Origin of the sequence: Rhizobium bangladeshense (genome assembly GCF_001662075.1) — a bacterium.
In the GTDB taxonomy this organism is placed as follows: Bacteria; Pseudomonadota; Alphaproteobacteria; order Rhizobiales; family Rhizobiaceae; genus Rhizobium; species Rhizobium bangladeshense_B.
In genome coordinates, this window is sequence record NZ_LYPL01000024.1 from 15095 (window position 1) to 27881 (window position 12787).

Below are 12787 nucleotides of genomic sequence, written 5' to 3' on the forward strand. Positions count from 1 at the left end.
CGTCCGGGTCCTCCGAGCGACAGCAGCCGACGGCCGTGACGTCAATCAGGAGCTGAACGTCGCGGCATCGGGATCCGCTGTCCGATTGCGATTTGCGAATTCGGATACGGGCTTTGCCGTGATCTCGGAGCTTTCGAACCTCCCGGGCGCACTGCCTGCGATCTATCGAAACCTCACCGCCTGAGGGCATGAGCGAACAGGCCGGAGCCACCCGACTGGCGCCTCCGGCGTGGCTTGATGTTCTTTGTTGTCACGAAAATCCGCCGCCCATTTCGGGCGACCATCAGGCTGCCTTGCTGTGCGTGCGTCCGGGCGAGCCGAAATAGGCGTCGAATGCCGCCGCAACGGCACGGACCATGAAGCGTGCATCCTGGGATACGACAATCCGCTCACCGCTGATCGTCACGACGCCGTCGGCCATAAGCTCGCCGAGACGATCGTTGCGCTCGACAAGGAAGCCGGCGTCGAAACCCGATCCGTTGCTCAACGTGCCGAGATCGGCTTCGAAATCGCACATCAGCCTCTCGATGATCTTCGCCCGAAGCTTGTCCTCTTCGCTGAGAAGATATCCCTTGGCGGTCGGCAGGACGCCGGAGGCAACCCGCTCCGCATAGAGGCAGAGAGGCACGTGGTTCTGCATATAACCGGCCGGCAGCCGCCCGATCGCAGATGCACCGAGACCGATCAGGCTGTCGCAATCATCCGTGGTATAGCCCTGGAAGTTTCTTCTCATCGCGCCGTTGCGCGCGGCAAGCGCCAGCTGATCGTCGGGCAGTGCAAAGTGATCGAGCCCGATGCGCTGATATCCGGTCTTCTGCAGCTCCTCGGCGATGGCTTCCGCCTGCTCGTTGCGCTGTTTTGCGTCCGGCAGCGTGCTTTCGTCGATCAGGCGCTGATGCTTCTTGAAGGCGGGTATGTGGGCGTAACCGAAAACGGCGAAACGTTCGGGACGCAGCCTTGCCGCCAACCGAACTGTTTCGACGCAGGATTGGACAGTCTGTTTCGGAAGGCCATAAATCAGGTCGAAGTTGATGCTGCTCACGCCGGCCGACCGCAGGCCGACGACCGCCGTCTCCGTCTGCTCGAAGGACTGTAGACGATTGATGGAGGCCTGCACGATCGGATCGAAGCTCTGAACGCCGAGGCTGGCGCGGTCGATACCGTTTTCGGCGAGCGCATCGATCATGGGGGCAGCTAACGTGCGCGGATCGATCTCGACGGCGACGCCGGCATCCGCCTCGAAGGCGAAGGCGCTCCGGAGCTTTGCCATCAGAGCGGAAAATTCCTGCGGTTTCATGATCGTCGGCGTGCCGCCGCCGAAATGCACGTTCTTGACGGGCACGTCGTTGCCAGCCGCAAAGGAGACGAGCTCGATCTCCTCCTTCATCACGTCAAGATAGTCGGCGACCGGAGCGTCTTGCCGGGTGATGGTCGTGTGGCAGCCGCAGTACCAGCACATCGAACGGCAGAACGGGACGTGGAGATAAACCGAAACTGGGCCGGCGTTGGCGATATCGGCGATGCCACCTGCATATTCATCCGGCCCCACGGCGGCTGAAAAAGCCGGCGCCGTCGGGTAACTCGTATAACGCGGAAGTCGCGCATCGCCGTATTTGGCGATCAGATCATCGGACATTGTCGCATCCCTTTTCAAGAGCAGGATGCTTTATGACCTCCAGCCGCGCCGGCTTCCTTGTCCCAAATCAATGATGAGGTCTCAGCCAGGAAACATCCGGATATTTGACCACAGCGCGATGTTCGGCGTGGATCGCCTCGGCCTCTTCACTTGATCGAGGTCAAAGCATCTTTCAGCCTGGCCCTTAGCTTGCAGAGAAATCTGGCGGCAGCCGCGACGACGAGCCAATGATCCGGAGCGATAAAATGCCCTATGAAATCGTCACAGCAAGCCTGGACGTCAAAGACAAATCGGGTCGCATCGAGGTGCGCTTCGGGCCTGAGATCAAGACCCTCGTGGTCTCGCGACGCGCCCTGCTGTCGGTGGCGTCGCCGCCGCGGGCAACGGAACTCCGCCTTCGTCAGCACGTCGACACGTTCTGCCAGATCGCCGCGCGTCGCCTCGCCTCTGCGAGCGGCGACACGCTTCGGATCACCGCCAATGATGTCCGTAGATGGCTCTGCGCCTGGCAAATCTCGGAAAGCCCGGTGCCAATGCCGGCGGCTCACCATCCGTTGCACGACGCCCAATCTGGATGATCTCGGCCGGATCGGTTCCCGCTTCCGATGAGGACAACGGACCACGTGCTGGTGACACCGGCTTGAGCGGCATGTTAAAGACAGTGCCATTGGATACGATCTGTAACGAGCAACGGCTTGGCGGATGGACAATGGCAGCACCGCAGCATGACGCGCATCTTCTCGTCGTCGACGACGACCCGCGCATTCGCCAGATGTTGACGCGCTATTTCGAGGACGAGGGTTATACGGTCTCTTCCGCGGCCGACGGCACCGAAATGCGCGTGCGCCTGCGCCAGCAGAATTTCGACGCCGTTCTGCTCGACCTCGTTCTTCCGGGCGGCGCGGACGGCCTTGACCTTGCCCGCGAAATCCGCGCCCAGTCCGATGTGCCGATTATGATGCTAACGGGCCGCGACGACGTCGTCGACCGAATTGTCGGTCTGGAGGTCGGCGCCGACGATTATATCGCCAAGCCCTTCCACCTCCGGGAAGTTCATGCGCGCCTGAAATCGATCCTGCGCCGCCGGCAACCTCCCGCGCGCAACGCCGAAGCGGCCGGCGAGGAGATCATCGGCTTCGAGGACTGGAAACTCAATCTCAGCCGCCGCCAGCTGCTCGACCCCGTGGGCACGGAGATCGAACTGACGACCGGCGAATTCGATATGCTGACGACCTTCGTGCGCCATGCCGGCCGGGTCCTGACCCGCGACGTGTTGATGGACCTGACCAGGGGCCGAAACCTCGAAGCCTTCGACCGGACGATCGATGCCCAGATCGTCCGGCTGCGACGCAAGATCGAGACGGACCCGAAGAAGCCCCAATTCATCAAGGCAGTGCGCGGCGTCGGCTACGTCTTTACCGCAAGACTGGATTGACGGTTTCAGCGGAGGTGGTGGCTTCGCTGCTCCTTCGGGTTCCTCGCATTCGTCGCTCATGCCGACCGCAGCAGTGTGTCGATCTCGGCGCGTGAAGGCATGGCGGGGGCGGTGCCCGGGCGTGTGACCGCGATGGCAGCGGTCGCGCAGCCGAAACGGACGGCTTCGATCGGCGCCTGTCCTTCGGAAATCGCCGTCGCGAACCCGCCGAGAAACGCGTCGCCGGCTCCGGTTGTGTCAACGACATTTCCCGCGGCAAATGCGGGGACGAATTCGCTCTGCCCGGCGGCGTGATAGTATGCCCCGCGTGCGCCGAGCGTAATGATCACCGCTTGCGCTCCTCGATCGACCAGTGTGCGAGCCGCTGCACGTGCCTGCTCATCGGTTTCGATCGTATGGCCCACCAATTCCGCTGCTTCGACTTCATTGGGGACGATGAAATCACACAGGCCGTAGATGCTGTCCGGGATCGCCCGCGCGGGCGCCGGGTTGAAGATCGTCGTCGCCCCTGCCCTTTTCGCCATCGACAATCCATGCATAGCGGCCTTGAGCGGCTGTTCGAGCTGGGTCATGAAGATGGCGGCGCTTTCGATCTCCGCCCGGTTCGCATCGACATCCTCGATGCCGATGAGGCCCGCCGCGCCCGGCGCGACGATGATGGCATTGTCGCCGCTCACCTCGTCGACGAAGATGAAGGCGGCGCCGCTGGAAACGCCGTCCATCTTCATCACATTGGCTTTGACGCCCGCCTCCGCATAGGCTGAAAGCGCCATCGCGCCGAACGGGTCGTTGCCGACCCGTGAGATGAAGGTCACCTTGCCGCCCGCCTTTGCCGCGGCAACTGCCTGATTGGACCCTTTGCCTCCCGGCCCAAGCGTGAACCCGGAGCCCATCAGCGTCTCGGCAATATGGGGCAGGCGCTTTGCCTTATAGGCAGTGTCGGCGGCAAAAATGCCTAAAATGACGATCCCGCTTTTCTCGCTCATCGGACCGCCTCCTCCGCCGGAATGACGCCCTTGGTCAGCAGGAAACATCCATAGAACCGCAGTTCCCCCGTTGCGATCACGCAATAGGCCTTCTTGGCTATGTCGTAGAAGGCCATGCGCTCGACAGGATACATCGGCGACGGCTTGCCCTCGGCGCGATCGACAATCGCCTGGACTTCCTGCTGAATCGGCGGAATTTCATCGGGCTTGCCGATCACTTCCATGCGGCCCACCGACGGCTGGATCGGTGTGTCCAGCGGCAAGACCGACAGGACCGCGTCGATTGCCTGCGGCGCGGGAATGTTTTCCATGGTCAGCAATTTACCGAGACGCGTCTGGCGGGCAATTGAATCCGATGGAAAATTCATGTCGGAGATGACGAGATAGTCGCCGTGTCCCATGTTGCTAAGTGCTTGCAGTATGTCGCCGTTGAGCTCGGCCCGAATTCCTTTGAGCATTGGTCTTCCATCCTTCTCTCGTCGCCGGAGCACCGGCCGTGCCTCAATTGGTATGTCCTGTCATATCCGCCTTGGGTTGCGGGCATGGGCCGCTGGAACCGCGCACGATCAGCGATCCGTCGACCGTTTCGTCTGCCGTGCCCGGCGGCTCCGCCAGCAGAAGGCTGACCGCGCGCCGTGCCAGCATGTCGGCCGGCTGGCGTACGGTCGTCAGCCGCGGCACCACCAGATTGGCGAGCGAAATGTCATCGAAACCGGTGACGGATAGTTTTCGCGGCACGTCGATCTTGAGGTCCCGGGCCGCGCGTAATGCGCCGATCGCCTGCTGGTCGCTGGCGGCCGCGATCGCCGTCGGCCGGTCCTGCGCCCGGCGCGAAAGCAGGTTACGGGCAATTCTTTCGCCGGACTCGTAGTCGAACCTGCCGTAAGCGATTTCCAGGTCAACGGCCTCGCCGGTTTTGGCGAATCCGTCCATGCGGCTGACAAAGGCCTCCTTGCGTATCCGCCCTGCCTCGGTGTCGGTCGGCCCGGCAATATAGGCAATGCGCCGGTGCCCCAGCCCATAGAGATGATCGGCAATCAGAGTGGCCGCCTGCGCATGGTTGGTCGACACCAGGGGAAAGGTGCCGAAGCGCCGGTCGAGCGATATAACTGGGACCGAAGCCGGCAGCTCAAGTCCGGAACCGTCGCTCGAAGCCACGACGATGATGCCTCGCACCGCCCGGTCGAGAAAGGCCGAAACGTGGCTCTGCTCCGCCTCGCTGTCGTTATGCGAGCTTGCCAGCATCAGGCTGTGCCCGCATTCGAGCGCCGCACGCTCGATGCTTGCCGCAAGCTGCGCAAAAAAGGGATTGGTGATGTCGGGAACGACGAGGCCGATGACGTCGGTCCTGCTGGTGCGCAGCGCTCTTGCGGTGACGTTCGGCCGGTAGCCCAGCGCCGAAATGGCGTTGTTGACCTTTTCGCGCAGCACCGGTTTGACCGCGGCTTCGCCCGACAACACGCGCGAAACCGTTCCCACGGATACGCCCGCATGTTCGGCCACGTCCTTGACTGTCGGCATCTTCGCCATGTCTCACATCCCGCAGCTATTTTACGGCGCCCGCGGTCATCCCGGCGATGATATGCTTTTCCAGCACGACGCCGACGACGACCAGCGGCAGGATTCCGGCGGTGGAAAGGGCGGCCATCGACCACCAGTTGATGCCCTGGCTGCCTGTCTGGCTGGCGATCATCACCGGCAGCGTGTTGGTATTGGTGGAGGTCAGCAGCGCGGCGAAGAAATATTCGTTCCAGCACAGGATCAGCGCCAGCAGGAAGGCGGCCACCATGCCCGGCAGAACCAGTGGCACGATGATGCGGGCAAACGCGCCCCAGACCGACAGGCCGTCGACCAGGGCTGCCTCCTCGAGCTCCACCGGTATGGTGGCGAACTGGTCGCGCATGATCCAGACGACGATCGGCAGGACCATCAGCGTATAGACGGCGATCATGCCGGCATAAGTGTCGAGCAGCGCCAGTTCCTTGTAGAGAACCAGGAACGGCAGGGCGAGGACGACCGGCGGCATGATGAGCTGCGACAGGAAGAAAAAGGAGATGTCGGAATTGCGCATATGGCCGAACTTGTAGGAAAAGCGGCTGAGCCCATAGGCCGCCAGCGATCCGAGCACGACCGCAAGAGCGGATGCCGTGACCGAGATGATGACGCTGTTCCAGAGCCGGCGCATGAATTCGTCGCGCACCGTGGATATCTGCGAAATCGTATCGGGAGAGAGCCCGAGCGAGCGCCAGCCGAGCCAGCTGGGGGTAAAATTGAACCAGGGGATCAGATTGCCGCGCATGACATCTGCGGCTGTTTTGAACGAGGTCGAAACCGTCCAGAACAGCGGGAAGATGCAGACACATGCCCAGACGACGAGCAGGCCGTAGACGGCAAAACGCATGGCCCACCAGCGAATGCGCTGGCCCCGCCCGTATTTTTCGAAATCGATGCGAACCATCAGAGCCTTCCTGTCATCCGCTTCACAACGCGGTCGGAAATCTTCATCAGCCCCGTCATCCCAATGACGATGATCACCAGATAGACGAGCGCAAGCAGCGTCCCGTAGCCGACATTCGAACGGTCGCGGTATTCGCGATAGATGAAACTGGTGACGGAATCGGTCGCCCCGCCCGGGCCTCCCGATGTCACGGTAATGATGATGTCGGCGAGCTTGAGCTTGAAGATGATGCGGATCATCACCGCCGTGACCGACACCGGCAGCATCAGCGGGAAAATGACCTGCCAGAAGCGCTGCCAGCGGGTGGCGCCGTCGACTTCGGCCGCCTCCAGCACCTCCCGTGACAGGGCCTGCAAGCCGGCGAGCAGCATGATCATCATGAAGGGAATGAAGGTCCAGGCATCCATGATCATGATCGACAACCGCGCCGTCAGCGGATCGCCGAAAAACGAAGGATTTTCCCAGCCGAGCCAGCGGGCCAGGCGCGCGATCGGGCCGAAGCGGGTCTCCAGCATCGATTTACCGACCATCCAGCTCACCGCGACCGGCGACAGCATCAAGGGAACGAGGAAGGTGACCCGCCAGAATTTTCGGGCAAGGATTTCCTGGTTGAGGAGCAGCGCCAGGCCGAATGCGATCGCATATTCCACAACGATCGCCAGGGAATAAAGGATCATGTTGAGCAAGGCGTTGGCATAGAACGGGTCGGCGATCATCCGTCGCACATTGTCGAGCCCGTTAAAACGCCGCCCGGCGGAAGAGGCGAGATTCCAATCGGAAAAGCCGATCCAGAGCGCAAAGAGCAGTGGGAAGACCACCATCGACACGACGAAAAGCGCGGCCGGCAGAACAAAAAGCGCTTTCTTGCCGGCCTCGCCGTAAATGACGACGCGCGTGACGCAAAGAACCGCGGCCCAGAGGAAATATGCATAGAGGACGGGTCGCCAGTTCGCAAAACCCCATTCGGTCCAGCCCAGTTCATGGACCCCCTGCAAGACAAAGGACGCTATGAACCATGCGGCGCTGAGCCACAGAGCCGCGCGGCCCCAGAAACGGCGGCTCGCGGAAATGGAGCCGGCTTCGACCGTGTGCAGCAGGTCGCCTTCGACTGTCGACATGATATTCCTCGCCCGGATAGAAAGGCGCCGGCGGAATCGCTTTCGATGCGCCGGCGCGTTTGGTCAGTGGATCAGAGCCCAAGGCTCGCCCGATAGAGTTTCAGCTGGCTGTCGCGGCCGATCTGGTCGGTGATCTTTTCCCAGGCGGCTGCAATCGCATCGGCGGTTTCCTGCGCCGACTTGTACTGTCCGGCAAAGCCCTTCGCCAATTCGTCCTCGGCCACGGAGTAATACTGGAAGATACCGGGGATGCGCGGTTCGATCGCGGCGTTCGGGTGGTTGTAGCTGTCGGCGTTCGAACCGAGATAGTCCTCGATATAAGCGCGGTCGTAGCCTGCCTTTTCCCATTCGTCGTAGTTGAAGTTGGACTGACGGTAGGGCTGGAAGCCGGACGGATAGGCCGACGTCCATAGCGACAGATCCTTGCCGCCGAGATGGGCGGCGGCGGACCAGGCCGCCTTGCGTTTTTTCTCGTCGCTGGAGACCCGCTTGGTGACGTAGATGCCCCAGCCGAGATAGGCCATGTTGGGGGCTTCGTTATACTTTTCTTCCCATTGACCGGTCTTGCGGTTGTAGACGCGGTTGGAGCCGCGGTTGATGCCGAAGCCGACGACGTCGCCGACGACCGAGGTGTCCGAGGTGCGCGCGCCGGAACCGACGTCGCCCCACCACATCAGCATTGCACCGGTGCCCGCCAGGAACTGCGAGAAGGCCGTGGTGCCGGGGTCGGCATTGATCTGATCGGCCGGATAGGCCTTGGCCGCGATCAGATCCAGTACGTCCTGGATGGCCTGGACCCATGCGGGATTATTGACCAGCGGCTTCATGTTGTCAGGATCGAACAGCCAGGCCGGGTCGCCCGGATATTTGGCATAGGCGGTCGCGCGGTTCTCGATGAAATAGAAACCGAACCCGCCCCAGCCCTTCAGCGGATCGAGGTAGCCGTAGGCCGGCTGGCCCGTCAGCGGGTCGGTTTTGCCGATCAGCGCCTTGGATGCTGCGTTGACCTCCTGCCAGGTCTTCGGCGGTTCGGCCATGCCGCTGATCGAGCCTTCGCCGAAGTAATCCTTGCGGTAAGCGAAGGTGTGGCAGTCGCCGTCGATCGTCACGCGATAGGTCTTGCCGTCCCAGGTGCCGACCGGGGGCTTCAGGTAGCTCACCAGGTCGTCGGCTTCGATCTGCTTTGCCGCCCAGTCGGGCATCTCGTCCAGAAGCCCGCGTCCGGCTGTGTCGCCTTCGAAGGGGGCGCCCATTTCCAGAATGTCGAAATCGACAGTGCCGGTCGCAATCGACTGCTGAAGGCGGGCATTGTAGTCGGCTTGCGCAAGGTCGATCCAATTGATCTTGGCGCCGGTATAGGCTTCCCAAGGCTTCAGGAAGCCGCGGAACAGGAAGTTGTGCAGATTCTGGTTGTTGAGCCCCATGAAGGTCAGCTCGACACCGGCGAATTCGCCCTGCTTGACATTGGCCTTGGTCGGGCCCAGGCAGAGTTCGCCGACCTTCTGCCAGTCTGCGTCCGTCGGCGAGCCCTTGCCGACGCCCGGTATCTGCAGGATCTGGGCGCGCAGATCATCGGCAGCGAACGCCATGCCGGGAATTCCGCCGACCGCGCCTGACAGGCCGAGTAGTGCTGCCGCACTCGCCGTTCCGCGCAATACGTCGCGGCGGCTTGCCTGACGGCGCATCAGTGCATCGTATATTTCGACTTTCATGTCTTCCTCCTCCACGCTTCGTTGGGCTGCCGCCAGCCGGTCTCTCCGAACTGGTTCCGGTCCGATTTTTGGACTGGTTTCGTGCAGAACTATCTGGTAAGCAAGAAAATGAAACGTTTCATAATTCTTGCTTGAAACCGCTCCTCTCGGTCTCGCCATCGAGCATTAGACGGCAAGCGGCAAAAGTCAATAAGAAATGAAACGTTTCATGGAGGAGGTCTCACGGTCTCTCGGGCAGCGGCGCAACGCGGTTGCCTCGAGCCCAATGCCCGTGGATATTGTTACGCGATGCATATCCCTTGGGCCGCCCCTGGGGTGGCCGGAAAGCGATTGGGAGGAATATGGCTGAGGTTAATATTTCGGAGGCGCGTAAGGCCTACGGCGCCCTAAACATCCTGCACGGCGTCGATATCGAAATTCGCGACGGCGAGTTCGTGGTGCTGGTCGGCCCGTCCGGCTGCGGCAAGTCGACCTTGCTGCGCATGGTCGCCGGCCTCGAAAGCATCACAGGCGGCACCATCTCGATCGGCGGAAAGGTCGTCAACAATCTGCCGCCGAAGGACCGCGACATTGCGATGGTCTTCCAGAGCTACGCGCTCTATCCGCACAAGACCGTTGCCGAAAACATGGTCTTTGCGCTGCGCCTGCAGAAGCAGCCGGCCGATGTCATCAAACAACGGCTGCAGGCGGCGGCCGAAACCCTCGACCTCGTGCCCTATCTTGACCGCTATCCGCGCCAGCTTTCCGGCGGCCAGCGGCAACGCGTGGCGATGGGACGCGCCATCGTCCGGTCGCCGCAGGTCTTCCTGTTCGACGAGCCCCTGTCGAATCTTGATGCCAAGCTGCGCGTGCAGATGCGCAAAGAGATCAAGGAGCTCCACCAAAGGCTGAGGACCACGACGATCTACGTCACCCATGACCAGGTCGAGGCGATGACCATGGCCGACAAGATCGTGGTCATGCAGGGCGGCAAGATCGAGCAGACCGGAACGCCCCTGGAGCTCTACGATCGTCCGCGCAATACGTTCGTGGCGACTTTCATCGGCTCGCCGTCGATGAATCTGCTGAAAGGTCGCTATAAGGCCGATGGTGCGGTCTTCGTCACCGAGACCGGCGACGAGATTGCACTCGGTTTCACGCCGGAGGCGTCCGATGGACAGGCCGTGCTTCTCGGCGTGCGGCCCGAACATCTGTCTCTCATCCCGGGCGGCCTGGAGACCACCGTCAACGTCACCGAACCCACCGGCCACGAGACGATGGTGTTTCTGCGCTACGGGTCCGGCGAGCTTGTCGCGGTGTTGTCCGAACGTCACGATTTCGAGCCGGGGCAGGTCGTGACGATAGCGGCCCGGCCGGGCAAGCTTCATCTGTTCGATGCGGAATCCGGCAAGACGCTGCGGCGGGACTGACGTCCGGGACGTCCCGTCGATCTGCAGGCGCAGGCGGGCGAGGAGCCGCGACGATTCCCGCAAAAGCCGCTTCGCCATTCATGGCGTAAGAACGGCCGCCCCGCTCAACCGGCCGGTGCGCAGATCGTCGAGCGCCCGGTTGGCGTCGGCAAGCGAATAGCCGGTCGTGTGCGTCTTGACGCCTGCCTGACGGGCAACGGGAAAGAATTCCTCCGCGTCGCCACGGGTGAGATTTGCCACCGAAACCACGCTTCTTTCGCCCCAGATCAAGGCATAGGGCATCTCTGGGATATCGCTCATATGAATGCCTCCGCAGACGACCCTGCCTCCCTTTCGCACCGCCTTCAAGGCGGCCGGCACGAGCGCTCCGACCGGAGCGAAGATGATGGCTGCATCGAGCATGACGGGCGGACGCTCGTCAGAGCCTCCCGCCCAGACCGCGCCGAGGCTGAGGGCGAAACGGCGAGCCGTATCATCGCCTGCCCTCGAAAACGCGTAGACGTCGCGGCCCTGCCAGACGCAGACCTGGGTGATGATATGAGCGGCCGCGCCGAACCCGTACAGCCCGATCCTCATGCCGTCGCCAGCTTTCTTCAATGAACGCCATCCTATGAGACCGGCGCAGAGCAGCGGCGCGAGCGCGACGGGATCAGCCAGCTCGTCCAGTGCGAAGGCATAATCGGCATCTGCGACGACATGGGTGGCGAAACCGCCATCGCGCGTGTAGCCGGTAAATTGCGGCTGGTCGCAAAGGTTCTCCTCTCCGTTGCGGCAGAAGGAGCAGCCGCCGCACGTATTGCCGAGCCAGGCTACGCCGACCCTTTGTCCGATCCGCAACGTGGAGACTCCCTGCCCGACCGCTTCGACGATGCCCTCTCATGGCCGGGAACGAGCGGAAGCTTCGGGCTGGCAAGGTCGCCGTCGCATACCTGGAGATCCGTCCTGCAGACGGCGCAGGCCTCCACCCTCAGCATCAATTCTCCCTTTCCCGGCACGGGATCGGGCCGCTCGACCGGACGAAGAGGTGACCCGGTCGCTTCGAGGATCATTGCCTTCATCAGTTCCTCCTCATCTGCGGCGCCCCTTCCCGGAAACGCCGGCCGGAGCATATTGCGCATTCAATGCGCGAGAAAGAGCGGACGATCGGCGTTCTCGAGCATAAAGCGGGTGACCCCGCCGAAGATGCGCTCGCGCATGCGCGAGTGGCGGTAAGCGCCCATGACGATCATCTCGGCGCCGATGTCGCGGGCATGACGGCATAGCACCTCGCCCACCGTCCGGCCGCCGCTCGCCAGCACCTGGAGGGTTGCCCTGACGCCATGCCGTGCGAGATAGGCGGCGATATCGGCGCCCGGTTCCTCGCCGTTGGCGTTGGTCGAAGCCTGCGGATCGACAATGGTGATATCGACCATGTCGGCCTGGACCAGCAGTTCCATCGCCGCACGGATCGCGCGCCCTGCCTCGTCCCGCGAATCCCAGGCGATCATGACGCTGCGCGGTTCAAGCGTTGATGCATGGCCCGCCGGCGTCAGGAAGACCGGCGCCGTCGATTGGAAAAGCGCGCCTTCCAGGGCGGATCGGCCGAGGGCCTCGTCGCTGCGGGCACGGCTGCCGATCAGCACCAGATCCGCATAACGCGCCCGTTCGCCGATCTGCGTATCGGCCCAACCAAGTTCGGCATAGAGTGTCTCGACGCCGAAGGAAATGCCCTGCGGCTCGAGCAGAGCCCCTATCTTCGCCGCCTGCTCTTCGAGCCTTGCGACATCGCTCCGGCGCTCCTCCAGCCAGGAATTCAGGACGATTTCTCCGTAGCCGGCGATCGGCGGCGGAGAGATAAGCGAAACCACCAGCACGGAAAGATGGGCCTTTGCCTGCCGGCAAAGTTCGACAGCCGAACGGATGTCGTCGGCGCCCTGATTGACGCCGATAATATTCAATATGGTCTTGAATGGCATGATCCTACTCTCTTCTCGCTATCGGATGCGGGACACGGGCAGGATGATCCCCGAAGGCGAAGCACGCTTTGATCGACG

At 62.3% G+C, this 12787-nt stretch carries 11 protein-coding genes and 1 pseudogene; 3 read left to right on the top strand and 9 right to left on the bottom strand.

Annotated elements, in window-relative coordinates; genetic code table 11:
• Window positions 1–283: 283 nt before the first annotated feature.
• On the bottom strand, window positions 284–1636 hold the full coding sequence (gene hemN, locus A7X77_RS29605; protein ID WP_064686387.1) for an oxygen-independent coproporphyrinogen III oxidase: 1353 nt from the start codon (window positions 1634–1636) through the stop codon (window positions 284–286).
• 245 nt (window positions 1637–1881) lie between these two features.
• Between hemN and A7X77_RS29610 the strand changes: the two genes are divergently transcribed.
• Entirely contained in the window at window positions 1882–2214 is a 333-nt protein-coding gene (locus tag A7X77_RS29610; protein WP_064686388.1) for a hypothetical protein, read from the top strand.
• 131 nt (window positions 2215–2345) lie between these two features.
• Window positions 2346–3071, top strand: coding sequence for a response regulator (locus tag A7X77_RS29615; protein WP_064686389.1), 726 nt, complete (start codon window positions 2346–2348; stop codon window positions 3069–3071).
• Between the two features lie 56 nt (window positions 3072–3127).
• On the opposite strand, the gene rbsK is transcribed toward A7X77_RS29615, so the two are convergent.
• The 6 genes from rbsK to A7X77_RS29645 all read right to left on the bottom strand — a co-directional run bounded on the left by rbsK (window position 3128) and on the right by A7X77_RS29645 (window position 9345).
• Window positions 3128–4057: a ribokinase gene (gene rbsK / locus A7X77_RS29620; RefSeq protein ID WP_064686390.1), complete on the bottom strand. Its 930-nt coding sequence runs from the start codon at window positions 4055–4057 to the stop codon at window positions 3128–3130.
• The gene (locus A7X77_RS29625) at window positions 4054–4515 is read right to left on the bottom strand and encodes an RbsD/FucU family protein (protein WP_064686391.1); all 462 of its coding nucleotides are present in this window, start codon (window positions 4513–4515) and stop codon (window positions 4054–4056) included. Before A7X77_RS29625 ends, rbsK begins: the two co-directional genes overlap by 4 nt.
• A 43-nt stretch (window positions 4516–4558) precedes the next feature.
• A complete protein-coding gene (locus A7X77_RS29630; protein WP_064686392.1) occupies window positions 4559–5587 on the bottom strand; it encodes a LacI family DNA-binding transcriptional regulator in 1029 nt (342 codons plus the stop codon).
• Between the two features lie 16 nt (window positions 5588–5603).
• Window positions 5604–6515 carry a carbohydrate ABC transporter permease gene (locus tag A7X77_RS29635; protein ID WP_064686393.1) on the bottom strand — a complete coding sequence of 304 codons (912 nt, stop codon included), beginning with the start codon at window positions 6513–6515 and terminating at the stop codon, window positions 5604–5606.
• On the bottom strand, window positions 6515–7633 hold the full coding sequence (locus A7X77_RS29640) for a carbohydrate ABC transporter permease (RefSeq protein WP_064686394.1): 1119 nt from the start codon (window positions 7631–7633) through the stop codon (window positions 6515–6517). Before A7X77_RS29640 ends, A7X77_RS29635 begins: the two co-directional genes overlap by 1 nt.
• Before the next feature lie 71 nt (window positions 7634–7704).
• Window positions 7705–9345: an extracellular solute-binding protein gene (locus tag A7X77_RS29645; RefSeq protein WP_064686395.1), complete on the bottom strand. Its 1641-nt coding sequence runs from the start codon at window positions 9343–9345 to the stop codon at window positions 7705–7707.
• A 341-nt stretch (window positions 9346–9686) separates the two neighbouring features.
• Between A7X77_RS29645 and A7X77_RS29650 the strand changes: the two genes are divergently transcribed.
• Window positions 9687–10754 (top strand): ABC transporter ATP-binding protein, encoded by a 1068-nt coding sequence (locus A7X77_RS29650; protein ID WP_064686396.1) that lies wholly within the window; start codon window positions 9687–9689, stop codon window positions 10752–10754.
• A gap of 78 nt (window positions 10755–10832) precedes the next feature.
• On the opposite strand, the pseudogene A7X77_RS29655 reads toward A7X77_RS29650, so the two are convergent.
• Both A7X77_RS29655 and A7X77_RS29660 read right to left on the bottom strand, forming a co-directional pair.
• Window positions 10833–11812: pseudogene (locus A7X77_RS29655) on the bottom strand (zinc-dependent alcohol dehydrogenase family protein).
• Window positions 11813–11872: 60 nt separating this feature from the next.
• Window positions 11873–12709, bottom strand: a complete 837-nt coding sequence (locus A7X77_RS29660; RefSeq protein WP_064686397.1) for a universal stress protein — start codon at window positions 12707–12709, stop codon at window positions 11873–11875.
• Window positions 12710–12787: the final 78 nt, after the last annotated feature.